We start from the raw sequence: 20,467 nt of genomic DNA, 5'->3' as shown, positions 1-20,467 counted from the left end.
GCTGGAGTAGATGACCGCCGTGTCCGGCACCCGGGCGAGCGAGGCCCGCACCGCGGCCAGGTAGGCCCGCACGCGGTCGCCCGACAGCGTGTCGCGGTAGTTCTGGATCGAGACGATCGACATCGCGAGGTAGGCGCCCGCGAGGAGTCCCGCCGCCGTCGGCAGCCCGCTCCCGGCCGGAATCGGCCGCCGGTAGGGCTCGGTCTCGTCCCGCATGGGCAGCAGCGCGAGCCCCAGGCAGACCGCGAACACGATCGCCGCGTCGGCGACGTACCGGGTCTCGGAGCCGACGACCTGGGCGAGCCCGGTGCCCCGCGCGATCGCCGTGGGCACGCCGTCCGCGGCGACCAGGTAGCCCGCCAGGATCAGCCAGGCCCGCACGGCCCGCCGCCGCCACAGCACGGTGGCGGCCACCAGTGCGGCGAGCACGGCCCATCCGGCGGCCACCAGCAGCGGGCTCGGGTCGGCCAGCCCGCCGTTGGGCAGCACCGGGCCCCACGACAGCGGCCCGCCGACCACACCGGCGGGGAAGACCTCGCCCAGCAGGCGGCCCAGCAGGTCCGCCGCGTCGCCCGGCGCCGGGACGGCCGCGCCCTCGCCCGGCGCGGTGCCGCGGCGGGCCAGGTACAGCGCCGCGTATGCGCCCGTCAGCAGCGCGTACGACCCCCACAGCCGCCAGTGGGCGCGCGCTTCGCGGAGCATGAGCGCCGGCCACGGGCCCGCCCACGGCCGCAGGTGCGACGTGGTGAGCGCGAACAGCAGGAACGGGACGAAGACCCCCTTCGTGCTGAACGCCATGCCGGCGAGGACCCAGAAGAAGGCCCAGCGGGCGTGCCGCGCCCCGCCCTCCCTGACGTACCTCACCTGGGCGGCGAGGGCCATGACCATGGCGAGCTGGAGCGGCACCGCGTTGATGGCGGCCGACCACCACCCGAAGGCCGGGATGGTCAGCGGCGAGAACAGGGCGAGGGCGAGCGGCAGCAGGATGCCGGGCCGCGTGCCGAACAACCGCACGAGCAGCCGCAGCAGCATGACCGCCGCGGCGGCCTGGACCGCGAACGTGACCGCCGAGACCAGCAGCCAGTCGTACGGCGACAGCCGCGACAGCACCCAGGTGAGCCCGAGCGCCCCCGGCATCAGGTGACCCTTGTGGACGCGGAACAGGAAGTCGAACGTGAGGGAGTGCTCGTAGGCGTCACCCACGAACAGGAAGTCGTCCTCGACGAAGGAGGACGACGTGAGGACGGGGACGCGAACCGCCAGCGACGCCGCGACCAGCAGGACCGCCGCGATCATGACAGGATTCGCCAGGCCCGCCCGCCATGCCGGCGCCATGCCGGGCTGTCCGGTACGCATGATCTGACTCATCGGGATTCTCCCAGCGCAGTGGGACAAAAGGGGTGTTATGCTCCGGCGCACCCGACAGGAGAGGGACGTCGTGCACGCCGAGCCGTTCCGCGCCGACCTGGCCCGTTCGATTCGCCTGTTCAGCGCCTTCCGCAAGGAGCAGAGCGACCCCGACTTCTTCTACGGCCTGCTCGCCCGCGACACCGTCGCCCAGCTCGCGGCGTACGCCGACCTGGACGGCGCGCTCGTCGCGGACGTCGGCGGCGGGCCCGGTTACTTCACCGACGCGCTGCGCGCCGTGGGCGCGCGGCCGGTGTGCGTGGACTGCGACGCCGGGGAGATGAGCGCGCGCACCGGCGCGATCCCCGACGGCGCGGTGCTCGGCAGCGCCCTCGACCTGCCGCTGAAGACAGGCTCCGTGGACGTGTGCTTCTCCTCCAACGTGCTGGAGCACGTGCCCGACCCGTGGCGGATGGGCGACGAGATGGTGCGGGTGACGCGGCCGGGCGGCCTGGTCTACCTGTCGTTCACCAACTGGCTGTCGCCCTGGGGCGGCCACGAGACCTCGCCGTGGCACTACCTGGGCGGGCACCGCGCCGCGCGCCGCTACACGCGCCGCCACGGCCACTCTCCCAAGAACGTGTACGGCACGAGCATGTACGCCGTGTCGGTGGCCCGGGCGCTCGCGTGGGCCCGGCGGCACCCCGGCGCCGACCTCGTCGACGCCCTGCCGCGCTACCACCCTCGCTGGGCGACCCCGGTGATCCATCTACCCGGCGTTCGCGAGATCGTGACGTGGAACCTGCTGCTGGTGCTGCGCCGCCGCTGACCTCCTCGTCCGGGTGCCGATCCGGTAGACCACGGCGAGCACGACCGCGAGCAGGCCGCACGCCAGCGGGATCCACTCGCGCGTCAGCAGGATCCACCGGCGGAACCGGGCCGCCTCGTCGGCGAACGCCCGCACCTCGGCGGCGCTCGTCCTCAGGTCGGCGTCGAAGGCGACCTGCCGCTCGACCTGGTCGGGCGTGCGCAGGGTGTCGCGCCGCCGCTCCTGCGTGCGCACGGTCAGCCCGCTCTCCGGCTCGACCCAGATCGTGCGGGTGATCTCGGTGTATCTCGCCACGGTGACCCGCGGCTCGCCGGGCATGCCGACCGACCTGCCGGGCACCGGGCCGGGCAGGTCTGCCGTCTTCACCGGCCCGGCCGCGTAGGTGTAGCGGTAGGTCCGCAGGCCCTCGACGGTCTCCTCGCGCTCGAACCGCATCGGCGCCTCCCGCCGCAGCACCGGGTCGAACATCCCGTACGAGCGCGGCTCCGCCCCGGCGGGCAGGCGGAAGGCGAGCCCGGTCTGCCGTACGCCGGGATCCTCGTCGACGTACCCCCCGCAGCAGTCGACGGCGAGGCCGGTCCGCCGGTCGAAGGCCGTGCGGCGCTCGTGGTAGTCGACGCGCTCGCCGTCCCGGGTGTCGAGCGAGGAGAACTCCACCCACACGGCCGTGCTGTCGTCCCCGGCCCGCGGATCGCCGTAGACGGCCACCGTGTTCTGCACGGGCACGCCCCGGTGGAGGCGGAACGTGGCGGTGTCGAGGTAGGTGGCCGAGGGCGAGACGAGCCGCTGGATCCTCGTCAGCTCAAGTGGCAGCACCGTGGTCCGCGGGGAGACGTAGAAGTGGAACAGCACCCCCACGGTGACCAGGAAGGCGATGCCCGCCAGGAGCAGCGGGCGCGGCGACCGCGGTAGAGCGCTTGTCATCGGCTCACCTCTCCCTGATCCCCTACGGCGGCCAGCAGCCGGGCGAGCACGACGAGGCAGAGCGCGTCGGCGGCCGGGCCCTGCCCCGCGGCCTGGGCGACGCCGGCGAGGCCGAGCGCGACGAGCACCACCCACGCGGAGGCGCCGCGGCGGGCGAGGGCCCGCAGGCGGCTCGGACCCGCGTGCTGGGCGCCGGCGATCGCGCGCAGCCACAGGAACGCCGCCAGCGCGACGGCGACGACGGCCACACCCGCCACGCCCCAGGCCCACAGCCCGGCGAGCGGCGCCGCGATCCACACCCACAGCGCGCGGACGCGGCCCGGCCCTGCGGCGCGCAGCCGCGACCGGCCGCGCACCAGCGCCAGGGCCACCACCGCGAGGGCCAGGCCCAGCCCGGCGAGCAGCGCGGTGCGGTAGGCCGGGTCGGGCTCGTAGCGCAGCACCACCTCGCCGCCGCCGGCCGGCAGTTCCCACGCCTGCCGCCAGCCGTCGAGCCGTGCCGGGGTCAGCCGCGCTCCGTCGAGGTACGCCTGCCAGCCGGCGTTGAAGTTCTCGTTGACGACCAGATAGGACGGGGCTGCGGCGGCGACCCGGAGGCGGCGCTCCTGCGGCCCCCACGACGTCACCGTGGCGGGGGCGGCCGTCACCGCATTCCGCTCCTGCCCGCTTCCGTCGTCCAGCACCACCGAGCGCACCCGGAAGGCGTCGCCCGGCGCCACGCTGACCCTGCTGCGGCCCTCGGTCAGGTGCACGGGCGCGCAGCCCGAGTAGGTCAGCGGGCGGCCGTTCAGCACGTCGTCGAGGGTGCCCTCGACCACCCGGGTCGGCACGTCGTCGCCGTCCACCCGCAGGGTGGGCCCATAGCCGCAGGGCAGCCGCAGGGGGATCGCGCCGAGGCCGCCGAGGGGTTTCACCCCGGGGACGGCGATCTCGGCGACCTCGATCGCGCGGGAGGCGGGCGCGGTGAACTCGATGGAGAACGTCCGCGTCCTCAGCGTGGGAAAGGTGAACACGCCGTCGCGGTCCACCCAGCCCTGCACGGCCCGTGTTTCTGTGAGCGCTGTCCCCGCGCGCAGTGTGAGCTTCACCGGCGGGATGCCCTGCGCCGAGTCGGGGAACAGCACCCGGATCCGCGAGAAGCTCCGGGTCGTCCCCAGGTCGATCGACAGCGTCGGGTGCCGGTCGAACGGCTGGGCGAACCACAGCGTCGAGGGGTCGCCGTCCATCGCCTGGCGGCCGAGCACGGCGCCGTGCTCGGCCGCCGTCGAGGACGCGCTCACGTGCGGGTACTGCTTCGGCAGCGTGGTGAGCAGGTCAGTCGCCTTGGGGTCGGTGAGCACGGCCTGCCCGCGCAGCGTGCGCACGCCGTCGCGCGCCACCGGGACGAGCCGGTCGAACCCGTTGCCGTCCTCACCCAGGATCTGGAGTCGCGAGGAGCACGTCCAGGTGACCGAGCCCCGCATGCACGCGTCGGCGTCCCCCTGCTTGGTCAGCAGCATCGTGCCGGGGTCGCCCGCGCCGGTGTCCGGCACCGAGATCGTCCGCACCGCCCGCACGCCCGGGACGCGCAGGTCGGTGATGCCGACCCGGCTGCCGAGCGCCGTCTTCGGCTCGTACGCGAGCCTGGTCACCCGGATACGCAGCCACTGGCTCTTCCCCGGCACCGGCAGCAGCGGCTGGAGCGCGTCGGTCCGCGCCACCGCGACGCGCCGCACGCCGCGCTCGGTCTCCAGCGCGACCTCGGCCACCGGTGGCCCGACCGCCTCCTGCTCGAACGCCGCCGAGATCTCGGTCAGGTCGACCTGGCCGGTGAAGCGCACCTCCAGCCACTCCCCGACCGCGCCGTGCCAGCCGTCCGACCGCCACCCCGTGCGCGGGTCGTCGTCGAGCGCGGCGTACGGCTGCCGCCCGGGGTCGCGCTGGCCCACGGCGGCCGTGACGCCGGAGTCCGCCGACGAGGCGGTGACGTCCTTCACGTCGAGATAGCGGGCGGTCGAGGTGGCCGCCGACCAGGCCGGGTCGGTGAGGTCGGTGGTCACCGGCGCCTGGTCGTCGGGCAGCGTGGCCGACGCGATGCGCCGTACGTCGCCGAACACGATGTCCCGTTTCCGCAGCGTGTCGGTGAGGATCGTGTCGCGGGGCGGGATCGCCGCGGCGCCCGGCTCGTCGCCGACGAGCACCGGCCGGTCGTCGGTGAGCAGGCCCTCCTCGGCCAGGTCGAGCACGGCCTCGGGGGCGCCCTCCACGTGCAGCGTGCCCGCACGGGGCACGGTAGAGGCGAGCGGGGCCGTCCCCGGGATCGTGTAGACCTCCAGCGCCGGGTACGGCTGGTCGAGCCAGCCCGAGGCGGTGCCGCTCGCCGTCAGGCCGACCAGCGGCCCGAACTCGGCGGTCCTGGACAGCCCGGAGTCCTGCAGGGTCTGGTGCACCCGGGCGGGCCAGGCGGTGCCGAGCGTCTCCCTGATCAGGTCGTTGCGGATGAGCAGGTGGCTCACCCCGGCGCGGCGCAGGGCCTCGGTCAGGCCGGGCGAGCCGCGCCCGGTGGCGAAGCGCTCGTCCACCGCCTGCACGAGCCGGGCCAGGCCGGGCGAGCCCCACGGCACGTTGGCGTGGGTGGCCCAGCGCACGGTCAGCAGCGACTGCATGGGCTCGTCGAGCGGCCGGCCCCACAGATACTCCCCCCGGGCCGAGCCGGGCATGGCGAGGACCATGCCGTCGCCCGCGTTGCGGTTCAGCCAGGCCGCCGCCTCCCGCCAGTAGGTGGGGAGGTCCGCGAAGGAGCCGCGGGCGGTCATCCCGGCCGTCCCGACCGGCACGAGCGTGAGCGCGAGCAGCCCGGCCGTCGCGGCGGTGACCGGCCCGCGCAGGCGCGCCGGTCCTGTGCTCGGCAGGGCGACGGGGAGCGCGGCCAGACCGAGCGCCAGCGGCAGCCGGATCAGCGCGTCGAACTTGTGCAGGTTGCGGAAGGGCGCGAGCGGCCCGTCGAACAGGTCCCTGACCTGGCCGGTCCAGGGGTGGGCGAGGTCGCCCGCGTGGCCCGCGGTGACGATCAGCAGGCCGGCGACCACGCTCAGGACCAGGAACGTCCGCTCCGGGGTCGCCCTGCGCACGACGCCGGTCAGCCCGAGCCCGGCCACCAGCGCCGTCGCGGCGACCAGCCACGGCACGGTGGCCTGGTCGTAGGCCGCCGGCAGCCACGGCTGCCCGTCCACCGGCAGGAACGAGATCCAGCTCGACGTGCCGCGCAGCGCGTTCACCAGCGAGGTGACGCTGGTGGTCGCCGACGCCGTCTCGATGAACGGCAGGAACGAGAAGATGTAGCGCCCGAGCAGCAGCAGCGGGACGACCCACCACATCGACACGAGGCCGACGAACAGCAGCCACCAGCCGAGCAGGGCCCATTTGCGCCCGCCGTGGCGGCGGCTGAGCAGGTAGACGAGCGGGACGACGAGCACGGCCAGTTCCGCCGCCGCGTTGACGCCGCCCGCGAACAGGAACGCGACGGCCGAAAGCGCGGCGGCCCGGCGCGGGCTCGCGCCCTCCCGGGTGCCCCGGACCAGCGGCAGCAGCACCCACGGCAGCACGGCACTCGGCTGGAACTCCGAGGAGTTGATCCCGATCAGGGCCAGCGCGTGCGGGGCCAGGGCGTAGGCGAGCGCGCCGAGGATCCGGGTGCCGGGCGAGCCGATCCCCATCGCCCGGGCCAGCCGCTCGGTCCCGAGGAACGCCGCGCACAGCACGAGCGACATCCAGAGCCGCTGGATGTCCCAGGCGGGCATGTCCATGGCCCGGAAGAGCACGTAGAACGGCCCCATCGGGAAGAGATAGCCGTACGCCTGGTTCTGCAGGTGGCCGAAGTAGGCCGGATCCCACAGGTGCAGCGCGCGCGACAGGAACCCCAGGGGGTTCACCGCCATGTCGAGCTTGGTCTCGGAGATCACCGCGCCGGGCGCGGTGTTGAAGGCGACGGCCGCCAGCAGCAGGCAGCCCGCGAGCAGCCGGAGCCGGTGCCGCAGCGTCCGGCCGGGCGGCGCGGGACGGGCGGCGGGGGCAGGCTCCGGGGCTCCGGCGCTCTCGTCGGGCGCGCGGGTCACCTCTTCCCGCGCGGGCTCCCGCGGCTGGACCGGGACGTCGACGGACACGGGCGCGCTCAGGCCTCCTGCTCATGGCGGCTGCCCGGCGGCGGTGCGGCCGGCCGTGCGGGGAGCCGGCCGAGTTCGCCCGCGACCAGCCTGGTCATGGCGGCCCCGGTCTTCCCCCAGGTGAACTCGCCCGCCCAGCGCCGGCACGCCCGGGCCATCCGGGCCCTCGTCAGGGGGTCGTCCAGCTCCCGCAGGGCGTGGTCGACCACGTCGGCGAGCCGCTCGCCGTCGCGGACCAGCCAGCCCGTCACGCCGTGCCGTACGGAGTCGCGCAGGCCGGCCACGTCGTAGGCGACGGTGGGCACGCCGAGGGCCGCCGCCTCGATCACGGTCAGCCCCCAGCCCTCGAACTCCGAGGCCGTGACGTTGAGCCTGGCGCGGCTCAGCACCGCGTTCTTCTCCGCCTCGGGCAGGAATCCGTGCAGGTGGACGCGTCCGGCGACGTCGGGCCCGCCCACCCGCTCGGCCAGCCGGTCGTGCTCGGGCCCCCTCCCGACGACGTGCACATGCAGGCCGGGGCGGGTGGGCGCCAGCTCGGCGGCGAGCTCGACCACCCGCTCGACGCGCTTGTGCCCGACCAGGCGTCCGAGGTAGACGACGGCCGGGGCGCCCGGCACCGGCTCGCTCGCGACGGGCCTGACGGTCGGGCTGCCGTTGGGCACCACCTCGATCGGGGCCAGCCAGCGCAGGCGCTCGCGCAGTTCGTGGCGGGAGGACTCGGAGACCGTCACCGTCGTGCACCGGCGATACAGCAGCCGCGCCACCGGCCCCTCGATGAAGCAGCCGATCCGCGCCAGCCAGCGCGGGAAGAAGGCGTAGAACTGCCGGTCGTGCACGTGGTGGACCACGCAGATCACCCGCGTACGGCGGCGCGCCACGAGCGGGGAGAAGAACGGGATGCCGTTCATGCAGTCGACGACGACGTCGAACCGGCGGCGGCGCAGCAGCAGCCAGAGCGGGACGAGGAGATAGACGAGGTATTTGCCGCCCATCCTGCGCAGCCGGATGCCGTCGCGCGACTCGGCGCGGGTCTGGTACCGCTCCCGGCTCGTGAGGAAGCTGACGCTCGCGCCCTGGCCGACGAGGTAGGCGGAGACCCGCCAGGCGTACTCCTCCGCGCCGCCGGCGACCGTCTGGCTCGGTTCGCGGAAGTTCAGCACGGCCACGCGTACGCCGTCGAGCAGGGGAACGGCGGCCGGGGCGGCACCGGCGGCCGCCAGGTGCGGCCTGTCGGGCGGCTCGGGAAGGGGGGCCGGGCGCCCCGAGGGCTTCGCCTTCGCACCCTGTGCGACCACGACCACTCCTTCGGGTGACACGTCTCGGCGGGAGTTCGGGGAGCACCGCGTCGCCGGAACGGGGCGGGCACGGCGGTGCGGGCGAATCGGGGCACAGACGCATGAGGGCGTGGCGAAACCACGCCCCCTGACGGGCTCGGTCTTCGCGGAAGTCCTTATGGAACGGGGGTCAGGTCTGCCGCGTTCACCTGTCGCCGTAGTTGTAGAGCGGCTTGTTCGGCGGCTCCGCGGTGGGCGCTGCCACGTTGACGACCGCCACGGAGGCGACGCCGGCGAGCACGGCCCCGACCGCGAGAGCAGCCAGCACCTTCAACACGGGATGCTTCCTCCTTGCCGGAGCGGGCGATAGAGGCCGAGAGTAGAACGTGATACAGGTCCTACACCATAGCCTTGGTCAAACCGTGATAAAAAGACTTACTGTCCAGTATGCCACAGGTCCCCGATCTTGGCTGGTCACAGGCGTACCAGCAGTAGCTCACGGCCCCGGTAGACGGGGGTCGCCCCCGGCAGTCGAGACAAGAACGTGTTCTCATCAAGCCCGGCCGTGAGCACGTAGCGCACCCCCTCCCGCCGCAGCCCGTCCGCCGCGGACGAGGCCGGAGGGCCGACGTGCGGCGCGCCCCCGGCCGCGGTGAGCGCGGACGCCACCGCCTCGATCCGGCGGATCCGCGGGCTCTCGGCCGCGACCCGGATCCGCCCGCCGCCGGGCACGCCGACGACGAGCGTCTCGTCCCACAGCACGGGCCGGGAGAACATCTTGGTCGCGGGGTCGAGGACCACCCGTCCCGAGTTCCAGGAGAAAGCCCGGTAGGCGCTCCAGGGCAGCGACAGCAGCGCGCCGGGAGCGGGGTCGCCGTTGACGACGGCCTGGACGCGGCGCCATTCGCCGGGGTACTCGGCCGTCCCGAGCCTGCCGAACGCGCCCAGCGCGAAGGTCGGCAGCACGAGCACCGGCACCGCCACGGCGGCCGCCGCCACCGGAGCGGGCAGGTTCCGGCGCAGGGCCGCCGCCACGACCGCGACACCCACCGCCTGTGCGAGCGCGAACGGCGCGACGTACACCTGGCCGTCGCGGAGCGGGCCGAAGCCCGCCCACCATCCGATGAGCTCCCGCAGCAGACCGGACGCGAAGGCCCCGGCGCAGGCGGCCAGGACACCCGCGCACGCCGCCACCACCAATCCCCGCCACCACGCGGGCCTGCGGGTGGCGCCACCGAGCCGTACGAAGCCGGCGACCGCGACGAGGGTCAGCGCGAGGCGCGCGGCGGCGAGCCCCGGGCTGCCCTGGCCGGGCACGACGGCGTGAGAGTTCCAGATGCCGCCGAGGGTGAGCAGGCTGCCCAGCGTCCCGAACGGCCCGTCCGCCCGGGGCGCGAACGCGGCCACCCCGGCGGGATCGGTCACGGCGTCCGACCGGAGGGCGGGGACGAGCCACGGCAGGCTGAGCACCACGACCACGGCCGACGCCTGGAGCGCCGCGCGCGCCCGCCCTTTCCCGGCGCGCAGCGCGGCCACCGGGAGCACGGCCACGGCGCTGACCAGCATGGCCTGGAATCCGCCCACGGCGGCGGGCAGGAGGGCCGCGGCGAGCCGCCCGGGCCCGCCGCGCGCCGCGGCACGCACGGCCCAGGGCAGTCCGGCGTACCCCAGCAGCAGCGCCCAATGGCCGATGAGCAGGCGCTGCGCGAGATAGGCGTTCCAGGCGTAGAAGGCGGCGGCGGCCAGCCGGGGCACGAGCATCGCCCCCGGCGTCCCGGCTCTCTCCCCTGCGCCCCCGCCGTACGCCGGGAGCGCGTCGCCGGCCAGGGACGCCGCTCCGGCGGCGGCCAGTGCGAACAGCCCGAGCAGGATCGCCTTCTGCACGATCTCGGCCGGGATCACGGCGGACAGCAGCGCCACGACCTGGTCGCTCGGCACGGCGCGGGGGAAGCCGTCGCCGAGGCGCAGCGGCGGGTCCGGCACGAAGACCATGTCGTAGCGCAGCGTGAACCCCGGCCCCAGGGCGGGCCCGAGCGCGAGCACGCCGAGCGCCAGGCCGAGCAGGGCCGGTCCGAACCGCACGGCCGCCGGCCCCCGCGCGGCGCTCTCACGCCTCAAAAGGCCAAGCCGCACAAACCGGAAGGGCCGCCACATGTCGTACAGGCTATTGGGCCGGTCACACGGGCTGACGGCACCCGCGTGACCGGTGCCTTCGGACGGGGCTACTTGCCCGGCTCGGGGTCGCGGGGCAGGCCGAGCATGCGCTCGGCGACGATGTTGAGCTGCACCTCGGTGGTGCCGCCGTAGATGGTCATCGCCCGGGTGGCGAGCACGGCGCGGTTCCAGTAGCCGGCGTCGCCGAGCTTCCAGTCGGCGGCGGTGACGGCGGCCGGGCCGAGCAGGGAGACCGCCACCTCGGAGACGTGCTGCGCGTGCGCGGTGGACAGCAGCTTGCGCACCGAGGCGTCGGCGCCCGGCTCGCTGCCCGCGAGCTGCTTGAGCGTCACCCGCAGCGACAGCGCGTTGATCGAGTGGGACTCGCAGACGACGCGGGCGAGGTCCTGCCGCTCGGCCGCGGTGAGCTCGCGGCCCAGCCGGCCCGCCAGGCCGAGCAGGTCGGGCACCGAGGCGCCGGTGCCGCCCGAGCCGGACGACAGCGAGACCCGCTCGTTCGACAGCGTGTTCCTCGCGACCCGCCAGCCCTCGTCGACCTCGCCGACGACCATCTCGTCCGGCACGAAGACGTCGTCGAGGAACACCTCGTTGAACAGGTTCTCCCCGGTCATCTCGGTCAGCGGCCGCACGGTGACGCCGGGCGCCTTCATGTGCACCAGGAAGTAGGTGATGCCGTCGTGCTTGGGCTTGGAGGTGTCGGAACGGGCGATGCAGATGGCCCACTCGGCGACGTGCGCCACCGACGTCCAGATCTTCTGGCCGTTGAGCTTCCAGCCGCCCTCGACCTTCTCCGCCTTCATCTGCAGCGACGCGAGGTCGGACCCGGCCCCCGGCTCGGAGAAGAGCTGGCACCAGATCAGCTCGCCGCTCAGCGTCGGCGGCAGGAACCGCTCCTGCTGCTCCGGCGTGCCGTACGTCACCAGCGACGGCACCACCCACGCGCCGATGATCATCTGCGGCGGCTTGATCTTGGCCGCCCTGACCTCCTGGTGGATGAGCACCTGCTCCAGCGGGGAGGCCGCCCGGCCCCAGGGCCTGGGCAGGTGCGGCATGACGAAGCCCGCCTTGGCCAGGGCCCGCTTCTGCTCGGCGCCCTCCAGGGCGGCGATCTCGGCGAGCTCCGCCCGGATGGACTCGCGCTGCGGCTCCGACTCCTCCGGCAGGTCGATCTCCATCTCCCGCGCGACGCCTCCCAGCGCGAGCGCGGACACCCGGTCGGACCACTCGGAGGACGAGCCGAGCAGCGCGCGGATCGTCAGCGCCCGGCGGTAGTACAGGTGCGCGTCGTGCTCGAAGGTGTAGCCGATGCCGCCGAACGTCTGGATCGCGTCCTTGGCGCACTGCACGGCCGCGTCGGGCGCCATGACGGCGGCGATCGCGGCGGCGTAGTCGCGCTCGGCGTCCTCCGCCCGGGTGGCGTCCCAGACCGTGGCCCGCGCCTGCTCCAGCGCCACCAGCATCCGCGAGATCTTGTGCTTGATGCCCTGGAACTGGCCGATCGGGCGGCCGAACTGCACCCGGACCTTCGCGTAGTCGGCGGCGGCGGCCACGCACCACGCGGCCACCCCGACCGCGTCCGCGCCGAGGACGATCGCGGCGATGTTGCGCACTTCGGCGCCGGTCAGGCCGGTCAGCAGCCGCTCGGCGGGCACCCGTACGCCGTCGAGCTCGACCTTGGCCACGCCCCGGGTGAGGTCGAGCGGCTTGACCGCGGTGACCGTGGCCTGGGCGGCGTCGATCACCACCCATTCCTCGCCGGCGTCCGTGACCACCGGCAGGACAAGCACGTCGGCGACCGCCGCGCCGAGGACGTACGCGGCCGTGCCGCCGATCGTCAGCGCGTCGCCGTCGCGCGCACCGGTGACCGCGCCGTCGAGCGCCACCGCGCCGGTCAGCGATCCGTCCGCGAGCCCGGGCAGCAGGTCGGCCTGCGCCTTGCCCTCCGAGGCGAGGATCGCGGCGCTCGCGAGCACGGTCGGCACCATCGGCCCGGGCGCCACCCGCTCCGACAGCGCCTCGATCGCCACCGCGGCCTCCAGCAGGCCGTAGCCGGAGCCGCCGTACTCCTCGGGGACGTGCAGCCCGAGCAGCCCCTGGCCGGCGAGAGCGGGCCAGAAGGCCGGACGCTCCTCCGTGCCCGGATCGGCGAGGACGCCCACCGCGCTCCGCACGAGGTCGGCGGGCACGGCCCGCTCGGCCCATCCGGTCACCGACTCGCGAAGCGCCTCGTGCTCCTCGCTCAGCCCGATCGCCATAAGATCCTCCAGCGCTAGGTCCTTGTAGAACCATATTCTAGAGGAATATTCGCTGGCTAGGCCGGGGTTCGCGGGCTCCGGTATCGGCCGTCCCCGGCACCCGTCATGACCTGCGCCGGTCCCGGCGCGCCGCCTTGCGGCGGCCGTTCGCGCAGGTAGACAGGGGGTTATGCAGCTCTCACGGAAGGTCCTCCGTACGGTCGCCGGCCCGGCCGTGGCCGCGCTCGTCGCGGGGGGATGCGCGTCGGGAACCACCCCGGGCGAGACCGCCACCCCGGCCGCGACCCCGACGGCGGGCACGGCCACGGCGGCGCCCGTGCCCAGCCGCCCGATCGAGCTCGAGACGACCTACGAGCAGGTCATCAAGAGGGTCCTTCCGTCGATCGTGCAGATCACCACCGGCCAGGCCCTCGGCTCCGGCATCGTCTACGACACCCAAGGCCACATCCTGACCAACGCCCACGTCGTGGGCGACGCGACGGAGTTCCAGGTCACGCTGGCCACCGGCGGCAAGCCGAGGAGGGCCCGGCTGGTGAGCTCCTTTCCCCCCGGCGACCTGGCGATGATCCAGGTCGAGAACGCGACCGGGCTCACGCCCGCCACCTTCGGCCGCTCCGCCGACCTCAAGGTCGGGCAGATCGTGCTCGCCATGGGCAATCCGCTCGGCTTCTCCGGCAGCGTGACCCAGGGCATCGTGTCGGCCCTGGGCCGCACCGTGACGGGCGAAAGGCACGCCGGCGGCGGGGCCGCGACCATCACCAACGCCATCCAGACCTCCGCGCCCATCAACCCCGGCAACAGCGGCGGCGCCCTGGTCGACCTGTCCGGCCGGGTCATCGGCATCCCGACGCTGGCGGCCGTCGATCCGCAGCAGGGCACCGCGCCCGGCCTCGGCTTCGCGATCCCGAGCGACACCGCGACCGACGTGGCCCGCCAGATCATCCGGTACGGCCAGGTCGTCAACAGCCGCCGGGCGGCCCTCGGCGTACGGGTCGGCACCGCGGTCGACGCGAGCGGCGAACCGATCGGCGTGGCCGTCGGCTCCGTGTCTCCCGGCGGCGGTGCGGACAAAGCGGGCATCCGCCCCGGCGATGTGATCGTCAAGGTCCAGGGCACTGCCACCCCCACCGCCAGCGACCTGGCGCAGATCCTGGCCACTCTCAAGCCGGGCGACAGGGTGCGGGTGGAGCTGATGCGTCCGGACGGCACCAGGAGGACGGTCGCCGTGGTGCTCAGCGAACTGCCGGCCGGGGGATGAGCCCGATCCTGACAAACTCGTGTGAGATACCGCGATTTGGCTTGGAGAGGGCTCCCAGCTGGTTGTTACGGTCGGACCGTGATCTCCCCGGAACTCACCCGGTTCATCGCCGGGCTGCCCAAGGCGGAACTGCACGTGCACCACATCGGTGCGGCGTCACCGCACATCGTCGCCGAGCTCGCCGCCCGCTATGAGGGGGCGACGCCCGTGCCCGCCGACCCCGCACTGGTCGAGACGTTCTACGACTTCCGCGACTTCTCTCACTTCCTCCAGGTCTATCCACAGATCATGGACCTGGTGAGGGCGCCCGAGGACCTGTGGACGCTGATCCACGGCGTGGGCGGCGACATGGCCGCCCAGCAGGTGCGGTACGCCGAGCTCACCATCACGCCCCAGCCCCACCTGGCCCGGGGATTCGCCCCGCAGGAGTTCTGCGAGGTGATCGAGGACGCCCGCCGCAGGGTCGAGGCGGACTTCGGCACCGTCCTGCGCTGGTGCTTCGACATCCCCGGCATCCCGGGTCCGCCCGCAGAGCAGACCCTCGCCATCGCGCTCGACCAGCGGCCGGACGGCCTGGTCAGCCTGGGTCTCGGCGGCGCGGAGACCGGGGTGCCCCGATCGTGGTTCGCCCCGCACTTCGCCGCGGCCCGCGCCGCCGGGCTCCACTCGGTGCCGCACGCCGGTGAGGTCGCCGGCGCCGAACACGTCTGGCAGGCCGTACGCGACCTCGGTGCCGAACGGATCGCCCACGGGATCCACAGCGTGCAGGACCCGGCGCTGCTGGAGCACCTGGCCGAGCACGAGATCACGCTGGAGGTCTGCCCCACCTCCAACGTGTGCACCGGGGCCGTGCCCAGCCTGGCCGAGCATCCGCTGCCCGCGCTGGTCGCGGCCGGAGTGCCGGTGACGGTGAACACCGACGACCCGCCGATGTTCGGCACCGACCTCAACCGGGAGTACGCCGTGGCGGCCGAGCTGCTCTCCCTCGACGAGAAGGGCGTCACCGACCTGGCCCGCGCCGCGGTGGAGGCGTCCTTCCTCGGCGCCGAGGGCAAATCGGCCCTGCTCGCGGAGATCGACGCCTACGCCGGTCAGAACTCGTCGGCGCCGCTCACCTAGATGATCGATTCCAGTGTGGAGCGACGATGTATGGATCGTGGACTGCGGCCGCTCACGCGAGACGCTGCCGGACCTGCTGAACGCCGAACCGGAACTCGACCACTAACCCTCCGGGCCGATCATGTACTTGGCCGGTGCCAGGGTGCGCAGGACATCGAACTCGTTGCCCTCGGGGTCGGCCATGACCACCCAGCTCCGGCCGGAGCCCTGCCCCACGTCCATTTTGGCGGCGCCGAGGCCGAGCAGCCTGGCCACCTCGTCTTCGGTACTGCCGTCGATCGGGCTGACGTCGAGGTGGAGCCGGTTCTTCACGGTCTTGCCCTCGGGCACCCGGATGAACATCAGGGTGGGCGGCATCTGGCGGGCCCGGACCTCCTCGACGGTCGGCTCCCAGGAGCCGATCTCGACCTTGCCCTCGCTCCGATCGATCACCTTGAAGTCCAGGACCGCACACCAGAAGGCCGCGAGCCGCTCCGGATCGTGGCAGTCGACAACCAACTCGGTGAACCTACTGGTCATGACTCCCCCAGACAGTGCGGACGGGGGGCTTAGCCTATGGGGCCGCGCCACCCGTCCGGCAAGTCCGGGATCGCTACGACCACTGACCCTTGGAACTGATCATTTAGGCCGTCGCGTCCGGAGGCCGCGATACGGCCACTACCTCCACGATGCCGTCGAGACCGGCGAAGCCCTTCGGATTGGCGGTGTAGAGAGGAAGCCCGTTGCCGGCCGCGATCGCGGCGATCACCAGAATTGCCACCCTGCCGCGTGGCTGGCGGCCAGAGATACGGACCGCAGCGCATATCTGGCCGTACATCCGGGCAGCCTCGGCGTCGTAGGGCAGCGCGTCAAAAAGTCGCCTCGACATGCTGCAGGACCGCGATCCTCCGGGCCCGCTTGATCGGGTCGGTGGTGGCATGCGGCGCGTCCGACAACTCTCCGAGCGTCACAGCGGTGATCAGAGATGCTTCCGGGAGCTCGGCGGCGTCGAACAGGGGCAGGACGGCCACGACGTTGGTGTCGAGCACACCCTCCGTATGCCTCACAGGCCGGTCCCCTCCAGCGGATCGGCGGGCAACTGCTGATCGATCGCGGCGTCCAGGTCCGCACGGAGTTCGTCGGCGTCGAGAACCGGCGCGGTGGCGGCCGTACCACAGCTCTTTGAGGCTCCCGCGCCGGTCAGAACTCGTCGGCGCCGCTCACCTGAACGATGTCGAAGACGTGGCGGGAGGCCGCGCAGACCGTCTCCAGCACGTGGATCGGTACGTCTTCGGCCGAGTAGGCGGCCCGCACGATCTGGACCACCCACTCTCCGGGATCAAGGTGCAGCGTGGCCGCCTCGTCGTCCCGGGGCGGCCGGGCGACCAACTGCTCCTCCGCCCGCCCGAACCGGTGGCCCAGCTCCTCGATCCGCGCCTGCAGGCTCGGCGACAGGAAGCCCGGCTCGCACAACGGGGTGTCCGCGAAGAGATCGAGCCGCAGGAAGCTCGTGGCGACCCGCACCGGCACGTCGCCGGCGAGCAGCAGCTTGCGCCGGGCCAGCACCGGCGTGCCCGGCTCGACCCGCAGCCCGGCGGCCACGTGCTCCGACGCGGGCTCCGGGCCGACGTACAGCATCCTGCGCCCGGCCCGCACCCCCTGCCGCTCCGCCTCCGTCAGGAACAGCGAGGCCGATCCCCGCACGGCCGGCTCGGACGGCAGCGACCGCCGCACCACCACTTTCCGCTCTCCCACGACTTTTGGCTCCCCCACGGCAGACCCCTCCCACATACGCCCCGACTCTAGGTACTCGTCATGCCTGAGAGCCACTCCGCGGTTGGGCTCCCCAGGGTGACGCGGGTCACGGACGCCGATCCATAACTTCCTGTCCAGATCAGGCATCTGGAAGGGAGCCTCGCGATGACGATCCCCGCGCACCGCGTCCGGGCCGGACGCGCGCCGGCCACACGACCACCTGACCCGGCCGGGAAAAGCAGAAGGGGCGGGGAGGAAGCATGCGCTTCCTCCCCGCCCCTTCTGACAGACGTGGAGGTGGCGGGAATCGAACCCGCGTCCTTCAACACCAAGACAGGGCTTCTCCGGGTGCAGCCTGTTGCGATTTTCTCGGCCCCGGCAATCTCACAGGCGAGTCGCCGACGGGCCCAGTCACTGTTTGATTTCCCGTACGGCCCCGTGACCGGGCCGGACGGTTGAGCCTTCTAGCGATGTCAGTTCCGGGCCGAAGGCACTCCCGGGCTGACAGAGGTTTCTCGCTGCTTAGGCGGCGAGAGCCAGGGAAGCCTGGCTGACCTCAGTGCTCTTGTTATTGGCACTTATTTGTTTGCGGTCACAGTGTTGACGGGGTTATGTCCGCAGTCCCCGACCCGCTTCCCCTGACTTGCAATGTCGAAGTCGAAACCGGTCACCCCCTGTGCAGTTGTCAACCCGGCCCCGGAGGGCCGACGTCACAAGCTTACTCATGACAACACGGACGACGCGACTCCAATTCCTCCCCCCCGGTCCGGCAGCCGGCGAACCGGTGGGCCGGGGGACGCCGAAGCCCCCGGGACGCGGCCTCTGGCGCACGCCCCGGGGGCCGACCGGCAGGGTCGAGCCGGTCCGGACGGCAGGGCTCCCCCCGAGATGGAGCCCTGTCCTCATCACGGCGACTGGGCCCGCAACCCCCCAAGCGGGTCCCAGTCACCTAGAAAGACGCCGGTCACCGCCCGGATGGTTGCTCGCCCTCACGCCTTTTTCAGGTCTGGGGCTGAGCCCCGCGAAAGAAGCTCCCCGCGATCGCCGGAGCGGCCGACAGGTCGCCGCTCTGCGCCAGCACGGCGACCGCGACGTCCCCCTGCCAGCCCACGAACCACGAGAGCTTCGTGCGCTCCTTCTTCTCCGTCTGGGTGACCTCGGCGGCCACGCCGTACACGGGATCACCGGGGGCGGAGGCGGCGGAGGCCGCGCCGGACGACACACCGGCCCGCATGAGCGTGCGCAACTTCGCGGTGACCGCGGGGTCGAGCGTCACGGGCCGCGCGGTGGCCGGGGTGGTGCCGCCCTCGGCGCTCGGATCGGGCGCGAGGGGCGAGACCACCAGCACCGGCGGCCGCCACGTGCCGGACCTGACGGCCCCGGCGACGAGGGCCATCGCCAGCGGGCTCACCCGCGCGCCCTGCCCGGCGATGATCTTCGCGATGGCCGCGTCGCCGTCGGGGGCGGCGATCGACCCGCTGAAGGTCTTCAGCGGCAGCTTCCAGTCGCTGCCGATGCCGAACTGGGTCGCGCTGGCGGCGAGCCGCTGGCCGCTGATCCGCCGGGCCAGCGACGCCAGCGCGGTCACGCAGCCCTGCGCGAAGTCGGTCTGGAAGGTGGGCGTCGTCACACCGTCGACGCCGGGCTGCTGGAAGCGCGCCCCGCCCACGGTGCGGTCGGCGCTGCACGGCACCTTCTGTTTGGGGTCGAGGCCCGACTGGAGCAGTCCCTCCGCGGCGATGATCGAGAAGGCGCTGCCCGCCACGTATTTGCCGGCCAGCGCGTCGTCCTCCTGGTGCAGCTGGTTGGTGGAGACGGCGAGCACCTCGCCGGTGGAGGCCTGCACCGCGACGAGCGCGGCCGGGCGGGGCCCCGCGACCGCGGCGTCCCCGGCGCTCTGGAGCCGGCTGTCGATCGTGGTCTGGACCGACGAGTTCTCCCGCCCCGGCCACGCCTTGAGCTCCTTGACCTGTTGCCCGGTGGCGTTGTCGAGGACGACGACCCGGGTCTCGGTCGAGCCGGTGAGCTGGTCCTGGTAGGCCTGCTGCAGGCCGTCCCGGCCGAGCGTGTCGCCCGCCCGCTGCGGTCCGCCGAGCCGCTGCTCCGCCTCCGGGGTGATGGCCGAGACCACGCCGACGATCTGGGTGGGCGACTTGGGCGCGACCGGCGGGTTGTCGGTCTGGAACTCCAGACCTCTGATGGCCTCCAGCTTGGACCTGATCTGGGCGAACTTCGTCCGCCCGAACGTCGCGAGGGGGACGAAGTCCTGCGGGGGCGACGACAGGATGCGGCTCAGCAGGCGGTCCTGGGCGAAGCCGGTGACCTTCGACAACTGCTCGCAGAGCCGGCCGGGATCCTTGACCTTGGCGGGGGTGACCCCGGCGACGTGCAGCACGGTCTCGTCCTGCAGCGCGTTGCCGTTGCGGTCGAGGATGGGCTTGCGGCCCTTGGGGACGGTGGCGACCGCGAGCCGCTGCCCGGGGTGCAGGTCGGGGTGGATGACGCTCGGCGACCACCGCACCTTCCACTGGCCGCCGACCAGGTGCAGGGGCAGGTTGCCGTCGTACTGCCAGAGGGGGTTGTTCTCCCCGAGGTCCACCTCGGCGTGGTAGCCGGCCTGCGCGGCGTCGCCGTCCTGGTCGATCCCCCGCAGGGAGAAGCGGACCGAGGCGGCGTCCAGCTGCAGGCGGGCGTTCTCCAGCGCCTTGCGCACCGCCGCCTGGTCGCCGTCGGCCCGCCGCGCGGCGGCCGCGTAGTCCCCCGTCTGCCAGCCGACGAGGAAGTCGCGCACCGCCTCGTGCGGCGACGGCTCCTCGAAGCAGCCGGTCAGCAGGGGCGCGGTCAGGCCCAGCGCGAGCGCGGCCCGTACGGCTCTCGCCCGGACGGCCCCGAATCTTCGGAAGGACACGGCCTAACGGCCCCCCCGGCGGCGGACCGCGTTCGACATGGCCCGCGCCATCTCCCGGTTCGCCTGCTTCTCCATCAGCGTCTGCCGCTTGTCGTAGTCCTTCTTACCTCTGGCGATGCCGATTTCGATCTTCGCCCGGCCGTCCTTGAAGTACATCGACAGCGGGATCAGCGTGAGGCCCTTCTCCTTCAGCGACGCTTCGAGCTTGCCGATCTCCTTGCGGTGCACCAGCAGCTTGCGCGTGCGCCGCGCGGCGTGGTTGGTCCAGGTGCCCTGGCTGTACTCCGGGATGTACACGTTGATCAGCCAGAGCTCGCCGCCCTCGACCGAGGCGTAGCCGTCGGTCAGGTTGGCCTTTCCCGCCCGCAGGGACTTGACCTCGGTGCCGGTCAGGACGAGCCCGGCCTCGTAGGTGTCCTCGATGAAGAAGTCGTGCCTGGCACGCTTGTTCTGGGCGATCAGCTTGCGCCCGGTCTCACGTGGCATAAGGGGAGCCTACCGT

Annotated in this window: 15 protein-coding genes and 1 other RNA gene; 3 read left to right on the top strand and 13 right to left on the bottom strand. The window is 73.2% G+C overall.

The window, feature by feature from the left end:
• The first annotated feature begins 1,405 nt into the window (after nucleotides 1-1,405).
• On the top strand, nucleotides 1,406-2,176 hold the full coding sequence (locus HHX30_RS16950; protein WP_169982925.1) for a bifunctional 2-polyprenyl-6-hydroxyphenol methylase/3-demethylubiquinol 3-O-methyltransferase UbiG: 771 nt from the start codon (nucleotides 1,406-1,408) through the stop codon (nucleotides 2,174-2,176).
• On the opposite strand, the gene HHX30_RS16945 is transcribed toward HHX30_RS16950, so the two are convergent.
• The 6 genes from HHX30_RS16945 to HHX30_RS16925 form a co-directional block, all read right to left on the bottom strand.
• A complete protein-coding gene (locus HHX30_RS16945; RefSeq protein ID WP_169982924.1) occupies nucleotides 2,117-3,100 on the bottom strand; it encodes a DUF3068 domain-containing protein in 984 nt (327 codons plus the stop codon). The two genes, HHX30_RS16950 and HHX30_RS16945, sit on opposite strands and share 60 nt — an antisense overlap.
• The gene (locus HHX30_RS16940; protein ID WP_311922505.1) at nucleotides 3,097-7,242 is read right to left on the bottom strand and encodes an alpha-(1->3)-arabinofuranosyltransferase; all 4,146 of its coding nucleotides are present in this window, start codon (nucleotides 7,240-7,242) and stop codon (nucleotides 3,097-3,099) included. The genes HHX30_RS16945 and HHX30_RS16940 overlap by 4 nt, the downstream gene beginning before the upstream one ends.
• An 8-nt stretch (nucleotides 7,243-7,250) precedes the next feature.
• Nucleotides 7,251-8,537, bottom strand: a complete 1,287-nt coding sequence (locus HHX30_RS16935) for a glycosyltransferase family 4 protein (RefSeq protein WP_169982923.1) — start codon at nucleotides 8,535-8,537, stop codon at nucleotides 7,251-7,253.
• Between the two features lie 184 nt (nucleotides 8,538-8,721).
• Nucleotides 8,722-8,853: a hypothetical protein gene (locus HHX30_RS42720; RefSeq protein WP_256862666.1), complete on the bottom strand. Its 132-nt coding sequence runs from the start codon at nucleotides 8,851-8,853 to the stop codon at nucleotides 8,722-8,724.
• A 137-nt stretch (nucleotides 8,854-8,990) separates the two neighbouring features.
• Nucleotides 8,991-10,598, bottom strand: coding sequence for a hypothetical protein (locus HHX30_RS16930; RefSeq protein WP_169982922.1), 1,608 nt, complete (start codon nucleotides 10,596-10,598; stop codon nucleotides 8,991-8,993).
• 140 nt (nucleotides 10,599-10,738) lie between these two features.
• A complete protein-coding gene (locus HHX30_RS16925) occupies nucleotides 10,739-12,946 on the bottom strand; it encodes an acyl-CoA dehydrogenase (RefSeq protein WP_169982921.1) in 2,208 nt (735 codons plus the stop codon).
• A 169-nt stretch (nucleotides 12,947-13,115) separates the two neighbouring features.
• Here HHX30_RS16925 and HHX30_RS16920 point away from each other — a divergent pair, with 169 nt between their 5' ends.
• Together HHX30_RS16920 and HHX30_RS16915 are read left to right on the top strand one after the other, a co-directional pair.
• Entirely contained in the window at nucleotides 13,116-14,204 is a 1,089-nt protein-coding gene (locus tag HHX30_RS16920) for a S1C family serine protease (protein WP_169982920.1), read from the top strand.
• Nucleotides 14,205-14,282: 78 nt separating this feature from the next.
• Nucleotides 14,283-15,323: an adenosine deaminase gene (locus HHX30_RS16915; protein WP_211592126.1), complete on the top strand. Its 1,041-nt coding sequence runs from the start codon at nucleotides 14,283-14,285 to the stop codon at nucleotides 15,321-15,323.
• 102 nt (nucleotides 15,324-15,425) lie between these two features.
• Here the strand turns inward: HHX30_RS16915 and HHX30_RS16910 are convergent, their stop codons facing one another.
• The 7 genes from HHX30_RS16910 to smpB all read right to left on the bottom strand — a co-directional run bounded on the left by HHX30_RS16910 (nucleotide 15,426) and on the right by smpB (nucleotide 20,451).
• Nucleotides 15,426-15,842, bottom strand: coding sequence for a VOC family protein (locus HHX30_RS16910; protein WP_169982919.1), 417 nt, complete (start codon nucleotides 15,840-15,842; stop codon nucleotides 15,426-15,428).
• 103 nt (nucleotides 15,843-15,945) lie between these two features.
• On the bottom strand, nucleotides 15,946-16,191 hold the full coding sequence (locus HHX30_RS40675) for a hypothetical protein (RefSeq protein ID WP_211592125.1): 246 nt from the start codon (nucleotides 16,189-16,191) through the stop codon (nucleotides 15,946-15,948).
• Entirely contained in the window at nucleotides 16,172-16,369 is a 198-nt protein-coding gene (locus tag HHX30_RS40670) for a hypothetical protein (RefSeq protein ID WP_211592124.1), read from the bottom strand. Before HHX30_RS40670 ends, HHX30_RS40675 begins: the two co-directional genes overlap by 20 nt.
• Nucleotides 16,370-16,502: 133 nt before the next feature.
• Nucleotides 16,503-17,057, bottom strand: a complete 555-nt coding sequence (locus HHX30_RS41685) for a UTRA domain-containing protein (protein ID WP_311922503.1) — start codon at nucleotides 17,055-17,057, stop codon at nucleotides 16,503-16,505.
• 289 nt (nucleotides 17,058-17,346) lie between these two features.
• Nucleotides 17,347-17,732, bottom strand: a transfer-messenger RNA (tmRNA) gene (ssrA, locus tag HHX30_RS16895).
• A 325-nt stretch (nucleotides 17,733-18,057) separates the two neighbouring features.
• Nucleotides 18,058-19,965, bottom strand: coding sequence for a penicillin-binding transpeptidase domain-containing protein (locus HHX30_RS16890; protein WP_169982917.1), 1,908 nt, complete (start codon nucleotides 19,963-19,965; stop codon nucleotides 18,058-18,060).
• 3 nt (nucleotides 19,966-19,968) lie between these two features.
• Nucleotides 19,969-20,451, bottom strand: a complete 483-nt coding sequence (gene smpB / locus HHX30_RS16885; RefSeq protein WP_169982916.1) for an SsrA-binding protein SmpB — start codon at nucleotides 20,449-20,451, stop codon at nucleotides 19,969-19,971.
• Nucleotides 20,452-20,467: the final 16 nt, after the last annotated feature.

It is taken from the genome of Microbispora sp. H10836, from assembly GCF_012999525.1.
Classification (GTDB): domain Bacteria; phylum Actinomycetota; class Actinomycetes; order Streptosporangiales; family Streptosporangiaceae; genus Microbispora.
This window is presented reverse-complemented; position numbering and strand designations above follow the sequence as displayed.